We start from the raw sequence: 20863 nt of genomic DNA, 5'->3' as shown, positions 1-20863 counted from the left end.
CTCTGTCATGGGTAATCCACATTTTGATTTGATTGTGATCGGTACAGGCCCTTCCGCGTCGACTGTCGCGAAAAAGTGTCGCCAGGAAGGCAAGCGGGTTGCAATCATCGAAGCGAGAGAGTTCGGCGGTACATGTGCACTGCGTGGTTGCAACCCCAAGAAGGTCTATTCAAACGCAGCAAACCTGATTGATCGAATCCGAGGAGCGGAGGGCAAGCTCGTCAAATGCGATGATGCACGGATCGACTGGAAGGAGTTGGTGGCCTTTCAACGCGAATTCACTCAGCCGGTCGCAGATTCAACGGAGGCATCCTATCGCAAACAAGGAATTGATACATTTCATGGACGTGCCTCGTTTACCGGCCGGAATTCGATCGAAGTGGATGGACAATCACTCGACGCCGATCGAATTTTTGTCGGCGTCGGCGCGAGACCAAGCCCGCTCGATATACCCGGCGGTAAACGGGCAATCCGCAGCGATGAATTCTTTGAACTGACCGAGATCCCCAAACGCGTCGTTTTTATTGGTGGTGGCTACATCTCCATGGAGTTCGCATGCGTCGTCGCACGACACGGGGCGTCCGTGACAGTGTTGCAGCGTACCGATCAGGTGCTGCCCGAGTTTGATCCGGACCTGGTCGATCAATTGACCGAATACTCTGCCGAGCACGGAATCAACATTTTCACCAGTACGGCCGTCACAGAAATTGATGCTGCGAGTGGTGGAACGATGGTGGTCCAGTACAAATCGGAGGGCCACATGAAGTCGGTAGAAACTGACTTAGTGGTCCATGGCGCGGGCCGAATCCCCAACCTGGATGGGCTCAATTTAGAAGCAGGGGAAGTCACCTACAGCGAGATGGGAATTAAAGTCGATGCGTTCATGCGCAGCACGAGCAACCCCGCTGTCTATGCTGCTGGCGACTGCGTGGATTCCAGCCAACCGCCCCTGACACCCACGGCTAATGAGCAAGCTCGGGCTGTCGTCAACAATCTGCTCGCTACTACACCCACGCACCAGCCGGATTATGGAGTCATCCCGCAGGTTGCATTCACTGTGCCAGCGATCGCATCCATCGGGCTATCGCAACTGGACGCTGAACGCTCACATGACGCGGAAATCCGCCATGACGACTCATCGACGTGGGGAAGTGTCCGCAAAACTGGCCAAAGATGCGCAGGCTATAAGGTAATTATCGACAGGGATTCCGACTTGATACTCGGCGCACACCTGTTAGGCCCCGCAGCTGAAGAAACCATCAACCTATTTGCTTTGGCGATGAAACATGGGCTCACCTCGCGAGATATCAAGTCGACATTATTTGCGTTTCCAACGTTCGCGTCAGACGTCCGGCGGATGGTCTAGTTTCAACCATTGCAGGCCGCAAGTTTCGCTAGCTCGCTTTCACTCAAAGCTCTATCGAAGACGGCAACCCCGCCAATCCATCCGGTAAAGCCAACGCTACGAGCACTGTGGATGACTCGTCCGATCGTGAAGGGGCCACCTGTCCCGTCGTCTTTGGGGCAGTAGATACCATGTGGGTACCACCACGGATTGAGACGAAGCTCCACCAAGTCTCGTTCTGTCTCCTTGAATTCACCATCGGGCTGCTTCACCAGCGTCACGCGAATCTTCGTGAACTGATAACGACGTAGCTCGGTGCGTTGATCCTCCTGTTCGCCAACGATCTCTACTTCGGCAGGTTCGAGTTCCGGCGGGTTGTAATACTGGGACGCTGGATAGTCTGGATCTTCACCCGCCTGAATCCCAGCAGTTCGATGGTAGTGTCCCTGCATATATGCATTGTAAGCGGACGAAAGCAGACCGTTGGACTTCGGTGACGCAAGCCATCGTTCTCCGGACACGCCATTGAGCCAACCGGTGAGTTCATGCTTGGTACTATCGAAAGTCATTGCGAAACACTGCCACGACTCTGCTAATTTGCCCTCGTCAGCGACAGCAGGAACCGTCGGCGAGAGGGGCAGCGAGTTGCATTTGTGAAGTGCGTATTTATTCAGAAACGAACTGGCCCCATTCTCCGAGACATGACCACAGGCACTGCCGGGTTTATTCAATCCCGCGAACAAAGCGAACTGTCGCTGTCCTCGCTCCACCTTCGCAATGTTTGCAGTTGTTGATTGCTCTAAATCGGTGCCTTCATGCCAAATCCCAGCCAATGCATGATTCCCACTTTCTCGGACCGCCCATACCACCACGGTCACCGATTCGCCCTGCCCCTTGATATCCAGCGGCGTGTCATGCAATCGAGATCGCGGCACAAATAAAAACGGTCGGAAATTGGGGTCGCTCTCGTCCCGTATCCGAATCGCTTGTCCAAAGGGGCCGCTATTCAACAATGGAAAATCCGCGTAGTTGGCCCGTCGCCCTTGCCCCCAGTAATCACGCACGTAATTCCCCGCATCCAGCGGGTAGTCCGTCGTGGCGTCGGGGGGAACGTGAGCGGTAAACCGCCGATCCCCTTCGGGCTCGCGTTTTACGAAGTCCCAGAATGCCACAAGTCCGGGAGTCCCAATGACGACCTGCCGGTTGGACTCGGGCTCGACCGCCAATACTGACAGCGAATTCAGACCTAGAAACCAAATAAAAACAGACGTGGAAGTCAATCGGTGCATGCGTAAGATCTCCTTGGGACGGATATCCTACAGGATTCTGGATGGCAATTGGCTCATCCGCCAAAAGTTTGCTCAGGAGATGTGGAGACCCATCCGCGATTGAGGTGCCGCTCCCACAGCTAGGCCGGTCGCCAACTTGGGCGGACAAGCCGTAGCTAAGAGAGAGATACGCCAACACTTCCACCGCCGTGACGACCGGGCCGCGCTGGCGAAGAGTTCTCAATCACGTCGCAGCGAATGAACATAGGCGAGCTTTTCTAACACAGGCTGCGGAAATCGCTCGGGCAGGAGAGGCAGCAACCCGAGATCATAGTTGTATTCATTGACCTCGATTGCGATGTCCAAGACGTCATTGATGAGTTGTTCGCGATCCGCCCGCGGCGACAGATCAAAAGCTGCTCGACCTTGATCGTTCGCAGTCGTCGCAATTGCCATGATATCGAGATAGGCATTGACCGTTTCGGCGAAATCTTCCCACGGATGCATCGTCGCGTAGGCACTGACGTGCTCATCAGCCCAATTCGCGGGGGCTCCATTGTCGTAGTGCCGTTGCATTGCTTCCGAATAGTCCACTGAATCCGGGTCGCCAAAGAGCCGGTGATAGCCCTCCGGATCGACCTGCATTGCCCACGCCCAATCAATGTAGTGTCCAACCTCATGACGCATGTGACCAATCAGCGTTCGCTGTGGCTCGCCGAGATTCACGCGTGTGCGTTCACGGTGCACGCTGTCGGCTTCTGCCAGATTGATGGTGATCACTCCATCGGAGTGGCCTGTGATTGTCTTCTGCGGCTTGCCATCGGCGTCGACGGTGTCGTTGAGAAATTGAAAACTCAAGGGATGCGTTTGTTGCAGATTCTCAATAAACGGCGGCAGGCCCAGGTCGCTCAACTGCAGCAATAAACGCCGTTTGGCGGTCTCTAAGTTTGACCAACGGAGTGTGTTTTCGGGATTGCTGAGATCAGGAATGCTCGTCGTGAACTGACACCAAGAACAAATACGTTCGCCTTTGACAACGGAATTGCAGATACCGTGGTCGCGGTTCTGGCAGGGTTGGACGGTGACACCGCAATTGTCGCAGCGATACTCTTTGTGATTCAGTGTGAAACTAGCCAGATCCTGACATTCGGAACACCGTCCCAGCATCGCCTCGCAGGCAACGCAGGTGTGACTGTTAAAAAAGATGCGATTGCCGCACCGGCATTTTCCGGTTTTCAAGATCCAGGTTCCTCACCAATAAGTGTAGTAATTTGAGTAATCAGCTTGTCCATTTCAACGGGCTTCGGATGAAATGCATCGCACCCCGCTGCCGTGGCGCGAGCCTCGTCGCCGGGTAGGGCATATGCCGTCAGCGCGATAACGGGGATGCGCATTTCCGCGTCGGCCGCCCGAATTTGCATCGTCGCTTCGATACCATCGAGCTCCGGCATGTTGATATCCATCAGAATCAACGAGGGCGCCGTCTGAGCTGTCTGCAATACAGCTTCGAGACCGTTACTGGCCGTCACGACGGTATACCCTCGCTTCTGCAACTGACGCGTCATCATGTCACGAATATCGTCGTGATCATCAACGATGAGGATCGTAGTCATACTGTCGGCCGCACTGTGGGTTTATTGTCAACGCTGATGTTGGGAACAACGAGCTCGGAAGTGCATTGCGGACAACGCGTTGCACGGAAGGGAATCGTCGATCGGCAGAAGTCACACTTTTTGTCAGCCGGCTCTGAGTCTGGCTTCGGTTCCCCGAAGGCTTCATCGAGCTGTTCGTCCAATCGATTGACCATCCGAATGATGACAAACATCGCCAGGGCTACAATGAGCAGTGCCAGGCACGTGTTCAAAAAGACGCCGTAGTTCATTGTCACGACACCCACGTCTTGGGCATCCTGCAAAGTCTGAAACCCGCCCTGAGGTTCATCGACCCCGTCAGGCAGGTGAATGACCCAAAACAAATCCGAAAAATCAGCGTTGCCTGTCAACAGCCCGATGGGCGGCATGATGATGTCGTTGACCAATGACTTGACCACGGTTGTGAACGCGGCTCCCACCGTAAACCCGATGGCCAAGTCGATCATGTTCCCGCGAAGGGCGAACTTTTTAAAATCATCCAGGAAAGTCATACAGCAACGTCCAGCGGCAAACTGCGAAGTACAGGAAGGTCGTCGCAGCTAGGTGCACTTTCCGTACCAAACAAGTGGAGCGGCAACGCACGGCCAATCAATCGAACGAACTGAAGCTCCGCGATGGCAGTGGCCGCAGGCCGTTTTCATCGTCCGGTTGGGCGAGGAAGAGTGTCCCCTGACAGCGACCCGACGGGGTCTTCGGGCCGGTGGCCACCCACAGACGCTGGGGTGCGACACCGACGATGCCCAGGGAGCAGCTGAAATCGTAACGCCCCCTCATTTGAAAATTCTCGTCGGTCTTGATCAACGGATGGTCCTTGCCGTAGCAGCCGAACCACCAGTATCCATCGTGATAAGTTGCGGTCTGGATTCCGAGTTCCGTCCACTTGCTATCAATGACGTGCTTCTGTACGAATCGGAAGTCACCATCGTATTCGTATACATAATTCTCTTCGACACCCTCAGGTAGGCCGCCAACGACATAAAACTGATTATCTCGGACGCCTATCCCTCCTGCGCCGTGAAAGACTTCTTGCACTTCGTGTGCGGCAACTCGGTCAAGTGTTTGGGAGTCATAAACATAAACCCATGAATCAGCGTGCCCTTCTGGATCGTTGAACTTCCCCAAATTCACGGCAACGTAAACGCGGCCGTCGTTGAAACAGAGGTCGCCATGATGATTGGCAACCGGAATCCTTTTTTGAATTCTTCCCTGCATGTCTGTTTTCACTAATTCGGTTGTGAACGACCAATAGATGGAGCCTTGGTCGTTGAGACAAACGCCTTGCAGATGCCCGGAGTAATCGCCGTCACATTGCACGGCTTCGATCTCCACAGGCGCGTCCGGTACCAATAGCGAACACAGCACTTGGGCATACACCCGGTGCCCGAAGTCGTTGGGATGATTGACCCCGTTACCTGTCAAGTCTGAATCATTCTTGCGATGTAGCATCTCAGCCCACACACTCGTCATGTCAGCCAATGCAATTCCGTCCCAAGTCATTCTGGACAACTGCTCACGATACTGCGGAAACAGCTCTTGATGGAGTCGCGGCCAATCGCGGTTACCCAGCATCGAGGCAACTAAAATAATCTCCGTTGCTGGCATTTCACTGCGGACACCACTGATCATCGCCTTGATGTCGGCACCGTAGTCAGCGGCAGAGCGACCCGCGGAATCATTCATTCCAAATGCGAGGATCACCAAGTCAGGCGTTGACTCAATCACTTTGTCGATCATCGTGACTCCCCAAGCCGCTGTGGTCCCACCCACAGATAAATTAGTTAATGTTATCTCCGATTCATAATGCTCGTTCAAATGCTGAACAAACAAATCTTGGAAGGCAGGTTGAAATGGTGCCCCGCCTCCCCACGAGGACGAGTTGCAGCCTGTAGAAATGCTGTCACCGAGTAGGACCACTGAGAGGGGCTTGCCGGCCTCCAACTTCGCGAGTGTTTTTGCAAGGGAGTCGGTCTGGCAGGCTGCCATTTCGAGCGGCCATTCATGAGATGCTTTACGGTAGGTTACCGACGTCTGCAGCTCGTGGTACTCCAATTTGGCCCCAAACAAAATTTCTCCATTACCATCCCGATGCGTCAGTTGAAATTGCTGTGAATTCGCTGGGCGACGCAGTGCATCGGGTTCGACCGTCACAATTCCAGAATCCGCCGGCAGCGTGATCTTGGATTCTCCTCGCTCGAACAGATAGTCAACACCGTGCTCAAACAGCTTTCGCCCTGACGAGTCTCTAATTTCCAGAACCTCATCGATAGGAAAGAGTAAACGACCTGCTGCGGTTCCACTAACTGAATCCTTGATGAATAAGATGGGTTCGCTCTGAACGACTTCACTTTGCCAGAACGGCTGGAGCAATTCGGGTGAATAACTCCATTTAGCGGACTCCTCCGCCGCGGCCGATCCGGTGATCGGTACACAGTACAAAAATATTAAAACGAAAATCCAATTATTATTCATAAATCTACTCGAGAAATCCTGTTAACAATCCATCCGCAAACATGTCGCTCCGCTCGCCAAAACGTAGCGAGTCCCCGGTCGAACGACGGCCGCGACGGTGGGTTGGAATCGTTCGAAGAAGTTCTAAACAGGTAGGTGGTTGGTTATTGTTAATTCGATGTTTGATTCGTGTTAAATCGTGAATGCAGCCCTCGCCCAAACCCTCCACCGCTGCGCTGCGGGAGGTCTCCGAGCGAGTAGCGATCGCCGCTCGCACCGCATGACGGGTTGGGTTCACAATGGCTAGGCGGGTGCAGGTCGGGAGGAACGCGGTCTAGGTTAAGCTCCATCCCTCACGCGGATTCATCCGCCGCAAAAACCGCTCTGCATCGACGTTGGTCGCCTTCATCGCCTGGGTATCCCAATCGATGGCTTGACCGACTCGGAACGCCACATTCCCCAGATGGTTCGCTTCGGTCAGTGGTCCCGCATAGCTAAACGGGCTGGCGGTTTCCGCTTGACCGCGGATCGCCTCGAGCCACTGCTGGTGGTGCCCTGGCGAGTCTGGAACGAACGGTTCGGGGGCTTGAAAGTCCACGAATTCCGCTTCCGGCAAGAGCAGATATTTACTGTAGTCGGAGAGCAGCATTCCTTTGTCACCGACAAACAACGTCCCGCTGCCCCACTGTGGAATCTGCTTCTCCTTCCAAATTTCAGGTTTATGTGAGCCCTGGTACCAGTGATGATTGACCGCAGGCATGTCACCGCGAGCGGCATAGCGGTAAGTCGCCGACATCGACGCTGGGGCAATCTCCGGATGCGGTTCGTCACCGAACGCCTCAATCCGATATGGGGCGTCGAGTTTAAGTGCCCAGTACGCCAAATCATTCCAGTGACTGCCTAGGTCGCTCATGGTCCCGTTGCCAAAATCCCACCAGCGATACCATTTCGGACCGGGGAAGTAGACCTCGTGATAGGGTCGATCCTGGGCAGGGCCGAGCCACAGATCCCAATTCAAATAGTCTGGTGGTGTCATGGACTCAGTCGGTCGGTCCTGGACAGAGACAATATCTCCATTCGCTTTCGCCGCCTCCGGGCTCTGCAACCCCCATGCTCGTCCCACCCAGGTGTGGACCTCGCTGACATTGCCGATGGCACCGGTCTGAATCAGCTCAACCACGCGATGATAGTTGCTGCCCGCATGGATTTGCGTCCCCATCTGAGTGACGACGCCCGCGTCAGCTGCCGCCTTGGTGATCGCTCTGGCTTCGTACACATTGTGGGTGAGCGGCTTTTCACAGTACACGTGCTTGCCCGCCTTCAGAGCTGGCATCGTCGCATGGGCGTGCGTGTGCTCGCTGGTGGAAACCACCACCGCATCAATATCATTGGTTGTCTCATAGAGCTTACGAAAGTCATCATACTGACGAGCTTTCCGGAATCTTTCGGCGGCGCTGGCCAAGTTCTTGCCGTTGACATCGCATAGCGCGACAACATTGACACCGGTATCGGAGGCAATCGTATGGAGGTTCGAACCGCCACGACCACCGACCCCGATGAAGGCGATATTAAGACGGTCACTCGGGGCCGCAAAAGTGCGTCGCGGAGATGTGGCTGCGACACAGGCGGTAACCGCTGCGGCGCGGCTAAGGAACTCACGACGCGACGATTGACAGGTGTTGGACATGGGGTGGGAATCCAGTGGGAGGTGGGAAAGCACGCTTTGACGACGGAGCGTCGCCAAAGATCTTAGCAAAAGTCGAGAGCACCATTGACGTCATCGGAGATTGGCAAACCGATCTTGGCATCGCGAGGTGTCGAGATGAGTCCTGCCACGCTCACAAGTGCCCACTGCGTGGGACCGCTACCGCGGCGTACCCCCTTGCCAACAACTGAGCCATTCCAATGATTTACCGAGACGCTGGTGACCACGCGCCAAAACCACCTATCTCACACCGGGTACCATGAAGAACCTCTTCGCCGACCTCCCCGCTCAGTTGCCAAGTGAATTGGTTACCGTACTCGCCCAACATCAACATGCCCGCATCGAACGGATTGTCTCCACCGGCCACAGTAGCCCTGATGGATTCTGGTACGACCAAGATGAAAGTGAATGGGTGGTTGTACTCAGTGGTGAAGCCATCGTGCGGTTCGACGGCGATGAGGACCCGATCACGTTGACTCCCGGAGATCACCTCAGCATCCCCGCCCATCGCAAACACCGTGTAGAATGGACCACCCCCGCTGAGCCAACCGTGTGGCTGGCCGTGTTCATCAAGCCATGACGCACTCTCAACCCTCACGCTGCCTCGACTGTTTCGCCCCACACCACCCGTCATCAATCGATCGAGATGAGATGCCCTCGAGATTCGAGGTAGGCGGAACGAGCTTCCAAGGTTCATTGGCGCAAAAATGAATTCACCCGCTCCTAAGACGTTCGCTGAAAACGTGCCGCGAGTGATCGTGTTCACTCGCCACCCCGATCCTGGCAAAACGAAGACCCGTATGATTCCGGCACTTGGCCCCGTGGGCGCCGCCAACCTTCAAGCGGCCCTCACACGCCACACCCTGGCGATGGCCCAAGAGTATTGCGACCAACATCCATGCGAATTGGAAGTTCGGTTCACAGGCGGTGATGCATTCAAGATGGGCGACGCCTTTGGCAGCGGCAGAGCATACCGCCCTCAATCCGGCGAAGATCTTGGCGCACGCATGGCCCATGCCGTCGCCGATGCATTTGCCGAGCACGCCACCGTCGCTGTGCTGATTGGATCGGATTGCCCAGATATCACGCCCACGATTCTCGACGAAGCCGTTCGAGCCTTGTCAGTACACGATGTTGTGGTCGGACCTGCGATCGATGGCGGATACTACCTCATCGCCGTCCGCCAAAACCAACCGCTACTCTTCGAAGACATTCAGTGGGGAAGCGACTGTGTGCTGCGTCAAACTTTGGCGCAGGCGAAGCAAGCTCAATTGAGAGTCCACTGCCTGCAGACACTCTCCGATGTCGATCATCCACAAGACTTAGTTGTTTGCCGACGCCACCCGGACGCCTTCCCAGAATTGCCTTGAACTGTCGACGCACCGTCGGCACCAGCGGGTTGCTCCATGGCGTCTCTTCGCGGACGCGACAGGTTCGAAACGTGCTCTCAAACACACCTCGCTAACATTCCAGCTGTCCGACAGTCACAATTCGCACGGTGCCATTCTAATTCCCGTCCTCTCCTAAAAACCTGTAAACCATATGATCACGAAAACCTGTTTTCTAGCCGTCGCTTCGGTTCTGTTAATATCCTCGTCCCAGGGGGACGACGCTATCCCAACGGATCCGCAACCACGCTGGTGGAAAGGCAACATCCACACCCACTCGCTATGGAGTGACGGCAATGATTTTCCGGAGATGATCGCCGAATGGTATCGCACGCACGATTACAACTTTCTGGCGTTATCGGATCATAACGTCCTTAGCCAAGGAAAGCGTTTTGTGACCGTTGCAAAGATTCGAGATCGAGTCGGCAATGAGGCAGTGGAAAAGTATCGTCGTCGGTTCGGCACCGATTGGGTGGAAACGCAAGGCGAGCCCGGCGACGATGATTTCGCCGTTCGGCTCAAACCACTCAATGAATTTCGCGCCTTGGTCGAACAACGTGGTCGATTCATTCTCATTCAGGCCGAGGAGATCAGTGACCGCGCCGAAGGTGCGACCCTGCACATGAACGCCACAAACGTCGCCGATCTCATCGAGCCGCAGGGGGGCAGCACCATTCGCGAAGCAATCCAAAACAACCTCCGGGCTGCCCAGGAACAGGCGAGCGAAGCCGGCCAGGAATCGCTGGTACATTTGAACCATCCCAACTTTAATTGGGGTGTTACCGCCGAAGACATCGCCGCCGTTGTCCAAGAGCGTTTTTTCGAGTGCTACAACGCCCACCCTGGCGTCAGGCATCATGGTGATGCCGACCACCCTGGGGTGGAGCGAATGTGGGATATCGTCAACACCATCCGCACCGATCAATTGGGGGCTCCGCCGATTTTCGGTGTTGCGACCGACGACAGCCATCACTATCACGGCAAACATGGCGGATCTCACCCGGGACGCGGATGGATCATGGTCCGGTCCAAGTACCTAACCCCGGAATACCTCATCGCCGCGATCAATGCCGGTGATTTCTATGCCTCCAGCGGCGTTCAGCTCGCGGACATTCAGCATGAGGATGGCCAATTGCGAGTCGTGGTCGACCCGCATCATTCCGCCGACAAAGACGTGACGTACACATTCGAGTTCATCGGAACTCGCCATGACTACGACTCTGAGTCACAACCACGCGATGTCGAAAATCCCGATCGCGTAACGCGGAAATACTCGTCAACGATCGGTGAAACATTCCAACGCAGCGAGGGAACCGAGGCCACCTACACGCTCGACGGTTCGGAACTGTACGTCCGCTGCGTCATCACCTCATCGGAGGACCATCATGACCCTTCATTCGAAGACCAAAAGCAGCAGGCTTGGATCCAACCGATCGTCCCGGCATCCTCCCCGAGAATCGAGCCTGAGCCTGAGCCTGAACACTAAGCTCCACTCCGAAGAGGGCGAATAATTTTCCAGGTGCTCATTGACGACAGGGCGACTACAGTAACCCAGCCCAATCACCGCACACGGGTGTCTGCCCCCACTCGGACGCAATCATCACGCTGTTGATCCCTGACCCGATACCCAACAGCGCCGTGCGGTCGCCCGCCGACAACTCGCCGCGCTCAATCGCCGCGGCCACGCTCAACGGGAGTGCAACCGACCCCGTGTTCCCAAGTACTGGGTAGGTTATCGAATCGGTGGCGGGATCGAGCCCCATCGCAGCGAGCATCGCAGCGCGATGCCGAGTTCCAACTTGATGACAAACCGTGCGGGTGAAAGTTTCGCGTCTCCAGCCGGATTCTGCGACCAGTCGATCCAATGCCGACACGCCTGTGGAAATCCCCTCGGCCATCAAAGCTTCGGAATCCGTGTCCATCAGCGGACGCATGTCCGCTCCCGCCGTATCCTGGTTGCTGCGACACAAGTCATGGAACGCTGTGTTGGCTTCGGCAATCGCAAATTGAATCGGTGTCGCGTCAGGACGCAACTCACGGCGACACACCAACCAGGCGCAGCTTCCCGAGCCAATCGTCAGCGATGCAAATGCGGGCTTCACGCTCTTGCGAGTTAGCGACTCGTCTGCATTGAGTGAGTCGATGGTTGCCTCCAGTAGGGGGCGACTGTTTTCGGTGCCCACGACCACGCCTGACTCAATCATGCCAGCGGCAATCATGCCAGCAATCTGAACAGCCCCGTTGAGAACGCCCAGGCACGCATTGGATACATCGTAGACCCAGCAGTCACGCGCCAGTCCCAGTTCGTGGTGCACACGTGAAGCCGTCGCCGGTTCGAGAAAGTCGCGACAGACACTGGCGTGGATCAACGCGCCGATTCGATCGCGATCCACCCCGGCTGCCTCGATAGCGGAACGGCCACTGCGGACGCTCGGGCCACTCGGCATCTCGCCGGCCGGCCACACCCGCCGCTGGTCGATTCCACTCATCAACGCGAGCCGCCCCTCGGGCAATCGCAGCCGCGAGTACAACGGCGACAGCCTGCGCTCGATCTCGTCGCTCGACCAAACCTCCGCTGGAATCGTGACCCCGATCCCAGCCACCACCACATCATCAAAACGCATCGACTCACTCACGCAACCGAACTGAAAGATTCACATCAGGGAGCGGTAGCATAGACGACAGTGGGAGAGTGGGAGAGTGGGAGACCGGGAGACCGGGAGACCGGGAGAGCGAAAAAAAGTGGAGGATTTTGGGGACAGGCCACGAGGTGGACACTTAGCGAATGCCGCAACAACGAGTGCGCAAAAAACGCGCAAGCCTCATTTTCCGCGCGACCGACGACCGTGCCCAAGAAACAGGCAGCTCGCCAGGCAGGCCGTAAGTGCCATTGCTAGCAAAGGTTAGGTGGAACCGTTTGACAGGCGTTTGAAGATGCAACCAATACACGCTATCGGCTGTGGCCCGAACCAGCGGCGTGTTTTTCAATCCTGCATCCCTGGAACCGACATGACGTCCCCCGCCGACTCGGGCAAGCCCAACCGCCATCCACCGACACGCACCGCCGCGTCTGCCTCAACCGCGCGGCGAAAGAAATCGAGCTCAGCAAAGAGCTCGACGACCACCAAGCGGCGCACCACAACCGGTAGCACGCAGCCCGCGAGAACGTCACGCAGCAAAAGAAAGAAAGCCGTCGCAAAACCGGCTGGCCCAGCTGTGTATGCCAGCGATGTCATCGGCGATGACCAAGCCACCAGGCCCCGTGGCGACACACCAATACTGCCCAATTCCACAAACTCCACCCCACCGGATGCCCTGGCGCTTTCACCCATCGAATCCGACCTCCCCATGGAGCACCGGCCGGCGCAGGTACTGCGACTGGCCGAGGAGGCATTCGCGATGACAGGCAGCTGGGTCGTTTTCTACCGCACCCTGCTCGCCCCCGGCGGCGTCGTCGACCAGCTCTACGAGACCCCGGAGGCGAGGCGGTATTTTGAAACCACGCGCGAGTTCGCCGAGCTCCTCGAGATGGTCACGGCGATCCGCAGCCAAGACGACTCCAGCTCGGGAACCCACGAGCCAACCCGCATGATCACCATCCGTGTGCCGCGCAGCCTACACGCAGCCACGATCCGCGAATCCGAGGAACTCGAACTGAGCATCAACGCCTATTGCGTGACCAAGCTACTCCAGCCTGCCAACCCTCGCTTCACCCCACTGGAACTGGGCAAGCGGCGCGGACGCCGCCCTGGGCCTCAGCTGACCTTGACCAAGTCGAAAGTGAAATCGAAAACTCGACGCAGCAAGACATGAACCCCGCCACAAAACTTCCCCTGAGCAGCGACGCTACTCCGCTCGCGTCTTGATAGCCCCTTCGGTCACCACCAGTTCAACTGACTCGGTCACCGTAACCTTCGCATTCGCGCGGTCGCCCTTTTCCCGCTTGAGCGACACTGTCGTGGGAAAGCACTGCTGCACGGTGACGACGCCTCGCGGCGGCATCTCAATTTCCTGCGAGCGGCCGTCGGCAGCAACCACGATCGCTTGCTCCTGCCCTGACTCATTGGTAATCGTCAGCTCAATGGTCGCAGACTTTGGACGCCCAAACAAGACTACCGCGTAATAGGTTTCCTCGTCGGAGGTCGCGACCGCGATTCCCGTCTCAGTGACATGCTCGGCCAGCATGTTCTTGCGATGCGGTGGTGAATCGATCCAGCCCGGCACGAAAACTCGAGTCAAGCTCTCAGCCGTCACCTCACCCGTGTTAGTCCGGTACGCGATGTTCTCGCGGACAACACAATATTGATATCCGGCGGCCTTGGCACGCTTCGCTGGGGTACTGCCGTCGGCACGGTGACCATACTTCCCACTCTCAGCCATGAACGTGGCGAACTTAGACGCCGCCTTGGTGAGCTCGGCACTCTTCGATAACGAAGGCAGGTCGTGCTTGTCGCGAAATTGGTTGGTCTCTTTAAAAATGGCCTTCTCAACCTCGGCGACCAATGTATCCGTCGGCGGGTCGGCGGAGGCGTGCATTACTGGAAGCAGCAATAAGAACGTGAGTAGTGAAAATCGCATCATGGCCCTCAGCGTGAATTAGAAAGTGTGGTTGAGCGAACGCAGCGGGTCCACGCCCTCGGCTTTGCCCGGCGAGCGTGGAGCAGCCGACGACGGCGAATCCCGGATGCGCCCGACGTGACGCACGAGCAATTCGCAGGCCGACTTTCTCGCAGGTTCGGTGAAGGTGATCGGCATGCGATGTGCACGGCACATGCCGCATGTGAACTAACCCACTTTCAACTCAACGAAGTAGACACCATGAACACCGAACAAAAACTGATCGATCTCATAAACGACTTTGATACCGCCATGCTGGTCACCCGCGGCGAACGCGAGGATCTCGAGGCGCGACCCATGGCGATCGCAAAGATCGAGGACGACGGCCAGATCTGGTTCGTGACGGACCGTCACTCAGGGAAGGTTAGCGAATTGAAAGCGGATGCGAACGTGGTGCTCGCAATGCAAAGCTCCAACAAATTCGTGTCACTGACGGGAGTGGCCGCTATCATAGATGATCGCGCGCAGTTGGACGAACTGTGGAATGAAGCCTGGAAGGTCTGGTTCCCGGATGGCAAATCGAGCGAATCGATCACCCTGGTGCGTGTTAGACCAACACACGGGCAGTATTGGGACAACTCGGGCCTCAGCGGAATCAAATACTTGATTAAGGCAGGTAACGCATATCTCCATGGTGATCGCCCAGAGGTCGACGAGAAAATCAACGCCTCGATCACGATGTAACACACGCACCGCTGCCCAGCGAACGCCTCGTGAGCAAGCACTAGGCAGCGACCAAGAAACCTACACGACGCCCGACACTAAAACTAATTGTTCTGAAAGGAAATATCGCATGTTATGGAGCTTAATCGGAATCCTGATCGTCATTTGGGTGATCGCGTTTCTTGCCAAGGCCACTGCTGGAGGCCTCATTCATCTGCTGTTGATCGTTGCGGTCATCATGCTGGCGTACCGCCTGATCACAGGACGCAACATTACCTGACGCCGCATCGCTTAGAGCCACAGCAGGGCTGCAAGCCCCTCCTCGTGCCTCTTCACCACGTCACCCCTCGACACTCGCCACCCCTTACCCGTCCCTGGAGAAAGGCATGTCAACCATCCTCGTCGTGGACGACAATGACGACATTCGGGACCTCTTGACCCGAAAGATGAAATCACACGGCTACACAGTGGCCACAGCTTGCGATGGTGTGGAGGCAGTGAAAGTGGCGAGCAGTTCCGATCTCGCCCTCATCCTGATGGACATCAATCTACCGGAACTCGATGGACTCGAAGCAACCATGCAAATACGCGCAGGGCGCGCAGGGGACACCGACAAACACACGCCCGTGATCGCCTTGACTGCGTACGCATTGCCTGACGACCAGTCCCGCGCCAAGGCCGCTGGGTGCGATGCCTTCCACGCCAAGCCGATTGATTTCGATCGACTGTTCGATCAGATCAGCGAACTCATCGGCGAAGTGCATACCGAGAGCACTACGGACTAGACCTGCCCTGCCAGGGAGCCAACTCCCATCTGCCGGTAGCCGCATCGATGTCCAGGACCGCCATCTTCCATGACGGAGGCAACGCCCGATGTAATCGGGCTCCCATTCATGGTAAAAGACGGGGACCTTTCGACTTCCGCTCACTTGGCAACAACTATGGTCCAACACAGCCCCACCTACGCCATCACCATTCGCTTACGCTACGCCGATGCGCCGGGCGCCATGGGGCGCATCACGACTGCGATCGGAGAGGCCGATGGGGCGATTGGAGCCGTCGACATTGTCGGCATCGCCGGTCATAAAATCTCACGCGACTTCACTGTCAACGCGAAAGGCGTCGAGCATGGGAAACAGATCGTAGAGGAACTGCGGAAGCTCGACGATGTCGAAGTGGTAAACATCTCCGACCGTGTGTTCCTGATGCACCTCGGCGGCAAGATCGAGGTCATCTCAAAGACGCCCATCAAAACGCGAGACGATTTGTCGATGGCTTACACGCCTGGAGTTGCGCGGGTGTGTAAATCAATTGAAGCAGATCCAGAGGCTTCCTTCGCGCTGACGATCCGGCAGAACACCGTCGCGGTAGTGAGCGACGGCTCGGCCGTGCTGGGCCTGGGCAATATTGGCCCTCGCGCAGCAATGCCTGTCATGGAGGGCAAAGCAATGCTGTTCAAAGAGTTTGCGGGTGTCGATGCATTCCCCATTTGCTTAGACACACAGGACACCGACAAAATCGTTGAAATCGTTCGCTGCCTAGCACCCACGTTCGGCGGGATCAATCTTGAGGACATCTCGGCGCCTCGCTGCATCGAAATCGAAGAGCGCCTCGACGCTGAGCTAGAGATCCCTGTCTTTCACGACGACCAACACGGCACCGCGATCGTGGTGCTCGCGGGACTGACCAACGCCCTGAGACGGGTTGAAAAAAACATGTCCGACATCCGGGTCGTGATCAACGGTGCAGGCGCCGCTGGTACGGCAATCTGCAAACTGCTGATGACATCGGGTGTGCAAAATATTATCACCTGCGACCGCAACGGTGCGTTGCACCGGGGCGAGCCCGAAGCGGACCCGACAAAACAATGGCTCGCCGAAAACACCAATCCAGAAGCCATCTCGGGACCGCTGAGTAAGGCGATCCAGGGTGCCGATGTATTCATCGGTGTTTCGGGCGCCAACACTCTTACCGTGGCAGACATCCAGAGCATGAGCTCAGACCCGATTGTCTTTGCCCTGGCGAACCCAGACCCGGAAATCGACCCCAACCTCGCCGAACCGTACGCGCGGATCATCGCTACCGGACGCAGCGACTTCCCCAACCAGATCAACAACGTCCTCTGTTTTCCGGGCCTGTTCCGAGGTGTCTTGGATGTGCGAGCGACGACCATCAATACGGAGATGAAGATCGCAGCAGCAGAGGCGATCGCCGCAGTGATCCCACCATCGGATCTACTCGATGACTACATCATCCCAAGTGTATTCGACCGTCGTGTGGCGAAGGTCGTGGCCTCGGCAGTCGCGGCAGCTGCGATCGAAACCGGGGTAGCGAGACGAAAAACAAAAGCGGCATTCACTCTGTCGTGATCGCCATCGGCGCATAAAAAAACCCCCGACCCGCGGCAAGTGAGGCGGACACTTACCACGGGCCATTGGGGGCTTTCTTCCGGCCCAGGCAAGAGCCGAGAAGACCGAGTCGCCGAGCCTCTAAGAGACTCGGACAAACATTTCTCAATATCTAGTTCAGCGTCTCTACAAAACGCGAGGTCTCACGGTTCCGCATCTCAAAGAGAAACTGCTATCGTTCAACCGCGGGCTGCCACGCCGCCGGATAACCCAGGGCTATCCGGCGACGAAGCCGCGGTGGGTAGATCAAGCAGCGGAACCGCTATGGATGGCGTCCGACGGATAAGCGTGCATCCCGTGTTCGCTAATATCCAGACCGGCATGCTCTTCGGCAGGCGTGACTCGCAACATTCCGATCGCTTTGAGGACACCGAAGACGACGGACATCGTTACGAATGACCAGCCACAGATGGCCAGCGTACCAATGGATTGAGTGACAAACCCTTCAAACATTCCCTCGAAGTGTGTGTTTGGGAAAATTCCCATTGCCATGCAGCCCCAGACGCCGCACACTCCGTGCACAGGAAAGGCACCGACGGGGTCATCAATCTTCAGTCTATCGAGTGCAACGATTGCGAGCACCACAAGCACTCCAGCGATACCGCCGACCACGATTGACATCGAGTTAGTGAAGGCATCGCAACATGCTGTGATACCGACCAAACCACCCAATGCACCGTTAAGACTCATCGTCAGGTCGGGTTTGCCAAACAAGCCCCAGCCAACAAAGGTAGCGATGAACGCACCGGCTGCAGCGGCGAGCGTGGTGTTGACGGCGATCAAGGCAACTGCGTCAATGTCTCCGGTGCCTTGGAATGCCAATTGGCTGCCAGGATTGAATCCGTACCACCCCACCCACAGGATAAATACACCCAGTGCGGAGAAAGCGACATTGTGACCGGGAAGCGGTACCGATCGACCATCCGGTGTGTAGCGTCCCAACCGCGGGCCGAGAAAAAGAGCCCCGGCGAGACCAGCAAATCCACCAACGGCGTGGACCACTGCCGACCCAGCAAAATCCTGGAATCCCATTTCGTTGATCCAGCCGCCACCCCATTTCCAATATCCGCTAATGGGATAAACCAAGCCAGTCAGAATCGCGCTGTAAACTAAGTAGGACGTGAACTTCATGCGTCCTGCGACTGCCCCCGAAACAATCGTCGCAGCTGTCGCGGCAAACACTGCTTGAAAGAACCAATCGGTCTGCGGGGAAAATGTCCGAGCAGCATCGTCTGTCGTGTAAATCCCGGTGCCGCCAAAGGCGAAAACCTTGCTAACGCCCTCGGCATCAGCTTCGCTCATGTAGCTGGTCGGGTACATCAAGCCAAAGCCAACCGCAAAAAATAGCAACGCCCCGACGGACAGATCCATCACATTCTTCGAGAGAATATTGACAGTGTTCTTCGCCGAGTTCATCCCGACTTCCACCATCGCGAAACCGGCCTGCATAAACAGCACCAAGACTGCGCACAAGAACAGGACGGCGTTGTCCAAGGCATATCCCACTCCCAGATCAGCATCACCACCCGCGTCGGAGACTTCTGCGACCTCCGTGACCGTAGCGACTTCGTCCTGAGCCGAAACCACCGACGCGAGTGACGTGCCGATCCCAGTCATCCCCAACAGGAGAACCATCATTAGCCAGGAGGAGCGAAAATGCGTCCACCGGAACCCTGGCGTTTGCCCAATCGGGCATCTTAAACTTCTTAGCATGGAGTCTTTCCTTCTCAAAGACAGTCGTCATATGGCTTTCAGGGGACAGTGCGGCACCGCATTTGACGCAGGCACCTTGAAAACACCCTCCGCCCATAGAGGCAACCCGTTGCTTACACAGTTTCACCGACCGTCTAACTCCTGCCCGGGCCTTCTCAAAAAATGCTCGCGAGTATCCGGTTGATCAATGCGTAAGCAAGTTGCTTTCGCAGGACACTCTTAGCACAGGGCGAGCCAAACACACTTTCCAACCAACACATTTTCACGCAAGTCTCTACCTGGAAACAACTTAAAAAACAAAATAAAAACCGAACCATCGCGGAACGAAGCCATGCATCCCGCGGCATGCCCATACAAACGGCACCGCCCGCCAAATAAGCAGGCAGGAGGGTGAGGCGCGCGTGAGCAGGGTTTGCGCGCACTGAAAACGCCAGCCAGCATCTTGCCGATGGCATGGACTGAAGCCTGACGATGATGCGAGACAGGTGCCGTCAGGCGCCGGGAGACACTGCCAGCGCGACCACATACGCGTCTCGCCTCACTGAGTCCAAGCCATTCCAGCCCGCTGCTGCGGCAAAGGTGCGAATGAATCTCAGGGGTAGATTGCTCCAACTGCATCTCGAATGGGCGCGCCCCGATGCCCCCAACGACCAAAGTCGCCTGGGAGTCAACGTCACGGTTCGCTAAAACACGATCCGCCGAAATGCGGTTTTGCCGAAACGACCGCTGCGAACGTCAGTTTTCACACTCTGACATTGTCTCGCTTCATCATCTCTGGCGAACCGCACACTCATCGGTAAATTCTCTAACGCGATCCCGACAAGGCAGTCCCCATGAAAACAATGATTGTGATACCGGCGCGGTTGGCATCGAGTCGACTGAGCGAAAAGCTTCTCCTGCGTGCGGGGGGAAAGTCCGTTTTGCAGCACACCTATGAAGCTGCCCAACAGGCGGCGATCGCAGACCAGGTCGTCGTTGCTGCCGACGACCCGCGAATCGTTGCTGAAGTGAACTCATTCGGTGGCGAGGCGCGGTTAACCAGTGTGAGCTGCCAGAGCGGAACCGACCGTATCGCTGAGATCGCGCTGTTGAATGATGACGTGGAGATTTTCGTTAATGTGCAAGGCGATGAACCGGAAATCGACGCGCAGGTGATTGATACGGTCGCGTCTCTGTTAGCCAAGCGTCCCGATGCAGACATTGCAACGGCGGCCTGCGCGATCGATGCCAGTGAAAAACTGGATGATCCCGCATGCGTGAAGGTGGTGATGGGCAGCGACCATCGCGCGATCTATTTTAGTCGCGCCCCGGTGCCTTATTCTCGAGATGGTGCCGCTGACGCTCTCCTGAAAGCGAAACCGCCGGTCTACTGGCAACACATTGGCCTGTACGCCTACCGTCGAGATTTCTTGCTGTGGTTCGCCAACCAACCGCCCGGCCGGCTCGAATCCATTGAGAAGCTTGAACAACTGCGAGCCGTGGAGGCAGGAAAAACAATTGTCGTCGCTCCGGTAGGACCGTCGCCTCGCGGAATCGACACCCTCGACGATTACCGGGCGTTTCAGAAACGAGTGGAAGGGCCTTCCTCTTGATAAACACGCGGTTCTGGGGATGGGGTATGCTGCGGCAGATCAAAAATCATTTCTCTGCTTCGCC

21 protein-coding genes are annotated in these 20863 nt (G+C 56.5%); 10 read left to right on the top strand and 11 right to left on the bottom strand.

Going from position 1 to position 20863, the window contains the following annotated elements:
- Positions 1-7: 7 nt before the first annotated feature.
- The gene (locus Poly21_RS12875; protein WP_146407418.1) at positions 8-1366 is read left to right on the top strand and encodes a dihydrolipoyl dehydrogenase family protein; all 1359 of its coding nucleotides are present in this window, start codon (positions 8-10) and stop codon (positions 1364-1366) included.
- 2 nt (positions 1367-1368) lie between these two features.
- On the opposite strand, the gene Poly21_RS12870 is transcribed toward Poly21_RS12875, so the two are convergent.
- From Poly21_RS12870 to Poly21_RS12845, 7 genes are all read right to left on the bottom strand, one after another.
- Complete coding sequence (locus tag Poly21_RS12870) at positions 1369-2634, bottom strand: LamG-like jellyroll fold domain-containing protein (protein WP_146407417.1); 1266 nt, start codon at positions 2632-2634, stop codon at positions 1369-1371.
- Between the two features lie 219 nt (positions 2635-2853).
- Positions 2854-3852, bottom strand: coding sequence for a putative zinc-binding metallopeptidase (locus tag Poly21_RS12865; protein ID WP_146407416.1), 999 nt, complete (start codon positions 3850-3852; stop codon positions 2854-2856).
- Positions 3849-4226 carry a response regulator gene (locus Poly21_RS12860; protein ID WP_146407415.1) on the bottom strand — a complete coding sequence of 126 codons (378 nt, stop codon included), beginning with the start codon at positions 4224-4226 and terminating at the stop codon, positions 3849-3851. The genes Poly21_RS12865 and Poly21_RS12860 overlap by 4 nt, the downstream gene beginning before the upstream one ends.
- The gene (gene mscL / locus Poly21_RS12855; RefSeq protein WP_146407414.1) at positions 4223-4756 is read right to left on the bottom strand and encodes a large conductance mechanosensitive channel protein MscL; all 534 of its coding nucleotides are present in this window, start codon (positions 4754-4756) and stop codon (positions 4223-4225) included. Before mscL ends, Poly21_RS12860 begins: the two co-directional genes overlap by 4 nt.
- Positions 4757-4853: 97 nt before the next feature.
- Positions 4854-6734 carry an SGNH/GDSL hydrolase family protein gene (locus tag Poly21_RS12850; protein ID WP_146407413.1) on the bottom strand — a complete coding sequence of 627 codons (1881 nt, stop codon included), beginning with the start codon at positions 6732-6734 and terminating at the stop codon, positions 4854-4856.
- Positions 6735-6738: 4 nt separating this feature from the next.
- A complete protein-coding gene (locus Poly21_RS27500; RefSeq protein ID WP_302118813.1) occupies positions 6739-7011 on the bottom strand; it encodes a hypothetical protein in 273 nt (90 codons plus the stop codon).
- A gap of 36 nt (positions 7012-7047) precedes the next feature.
- Positions 7048-8400, bottom strand: a complete 1353-nt coding sequence (locus Poly21_RS12845) for a Gfo/Idh/MocA family protein (RefSeq protein ID WP_146407412.1) — start codon at positions 8398-8400, stop codon at positions 7048-7050.
- A gap of 277 nt (positions 8401-8677) precedes the next feature.
- On the opposite strand from Poly21_RS12845, the gene Poly21_RS12840 reads away from it, so the two are divergent.
- From Poly21_RS12840 to Poly21_RS12830, 3 genes are all read left to right on the top strand, one after another.
- Entirely contained in the window at positions 8678-8998 is a 321-nt protein-coding gene (locus Poly21_RS12840) for a cupin domain-containing protein (RefSeq protein ID WP_146407411.1), read from the top strand.
- A gap of 127 nt (positions 8999-9125) precedes the next feature.
- The gene (locus Poly21_RS12835) at positions 9126-9788 is read left to right on the top strand and encodes a TIGR04282 family arsenosugar biosynthesis glycosyltransferase (protein WP_146407410.1); all 663 of its coding nucleotides are present in this window, start codon (positions 9126-9128) and stop codon (positions 9786-9788) included.
- A 172-nt stretch (positions 9789-9960) separates the two neighbouring features.
- Entirely contained in the window at positions 9961-11292 is a 1332-nt protein-coding gene (locus Poly21_RS12830; RefSeq protein WP_146407409.1) for a hypothetical protein, read from the top strand.
- Positions 11293-11347: 55 nt separating this feature from the next.
- Here Poly21_RS12830 and Poly21_RS12825 read toward each other — a convergent pair whose 3' ends face one another.
- Positions 11348-12430: a 3-oxoacyl-ACP synthase III gene (locus tag Poly21_RS12825; RefSeq protein WP_146407408.1), complete on the bottom strand. Its 1083-nt coding sequence runs from the start codon at positions 12428-12430 to the stop codon at positions 11348-11350.
- A gap of 360 nt (positions 12431-12790) precedes the next feature.
- Positions 12791-13138 (bottom strand): hypothetical protein, encoded by a 348-nt coding sequence (locus Poly21_RS27495; RefSeq protein WP_302118812.1) that lies wholly within the window; start codon positions 13136-13138, stop codon positions 12791-12793.
- A 16-nt stretch (positions 13139-13154) separates the two neighbouring features.
- On the opposite strand from Poly21_RS27495, the gene Poly21_RS12820 reads away from it, so the two are divergent.
- Positions 13155-13619 (top strand): hypothetical protein, encoded by a 465-nt coding sequence (locus Poly21_RS12820; RefSeq protein ID WP_302118811.1) that lies wholly within the window; start codon positions 13155-13157, stop codon positions 13617-13619.
- A 33-nt stretch (positions 13620-13652) separates the two neighbouring features.
- On the opposite strand, the gene Poly21_RS12815 is transcribed toward Poly21_RS12820, so the two are convergent.
- Positions 13653-14387 (bottom strand): CAP domain-containing protein, encoded by a 735-nt coding sequence (locus Poly21_RS12815; protein ID WP_146407407.1) that lies wholly within the window; start codon positions 14385-14387, stop codon positions 13653-13655.
- Between the two features lie 237 nt (positions 14388-14624).
- Between Poly21_RS12815 and Poly21_RS12810 the strand changes: the two genes are divergently transcribed.
- The 4 genes from Poly21_RS12810 to Poly21_RS12795 all read left to right on the top strand — a co-directional run bounded on the left by Poly21_RS12810 (position 14625) and on the right by Poly21_RS12795 (position 17455).
- The gene (locus Poly21_RS12810) at positions 14625-15107 is read left to right on the top strand and encodes a pyridoxamine 5'-phosphate oxidase family protein (protein ID WP_146407406.1); all 483 of its coding nucleotides are present in this window, start codon (positions 14625-14627) and stop codon (positions 15105-15107) included.
- A gap of 109 nt (positions 15108-15216) precedes the next feature.
- Positions 15217-15366, top strand: a complete 150-nt coding sequence (locus tag Poly21_RS12805) for a lmo0937 family membrane protein (RefSeq protein ID WP_146407405.1) — start codon at positions 15217-15219, stop codon at positions 15364-15366.
- Positions 15367-15472: 106 nt separating this feature from the next.
- Positions 15473-15871 (top strand): response regulator, encoded by a 399-nt coding sequence (locus Poly21_RS12800; RefSeq protein ID WP_146407404.1) that lies wholly within the window; start codon positions 15473-15475, stop codon positions 15869-15871.
- Between the two features lie 156 nt (positions 15872-16027).
- A complete protein-coding gene (locus Poly21_RS12795) occupies positions 16028-17455 on the top strand; it encodes an NAD-dependent malic enzyme (RefSeq protein ID WP_146407403.1) in 1428 nt (475 codons plus the stop codon).
- 285 nt (positions 17456-17740) lie between these two features.
- Here the strand turns inward: Poly21_RS12795 and Poly21_RS12790 are convergent, their stop codons facing one another.
- Entirely contained in the window at positions 17741-19111 is a 1371-nt protein-coding gene (locus tag Poly21_RS12790; RefSeq protein WP_146408654.1) for an ammonium transporter, read from the bottom strand.
- Between the two features lie 929 nt (positions 19112-20040).
- On the opposite strand from Poly21_RS12790, the gene kdsB reads away from it, so the two are divergent.
- Positions 20041-20799, top strand: coding sequence for a 3-deoxy-manno-octulosonate cytidylyltransferase (kdsB, locus tag Poly21_RS12785; RefSeq protein ID WP_146407402.1), 759 nt, complete (start codon positions 20041-20043; stop codon positions 20797-20799).
- Positions 20800-20863: the final 64 nt, after the last annotated feature.

The sequence above is a fragment of the Allorhodopirellula heiligendammensis genome, assembly GCF_007860105.1.
Taxonomy (GTDB): Bacteria; Planctomycetota; Planctomycetia; order Pirellulales; family Pirellulaceae; genus Rhodopirellula; species Rhodopirellula heiligendammensis.
Note: the sequence above shows the minus strand (reverse complement) of the source record. Positions and strands in the feature narration are given on the sequence as shown.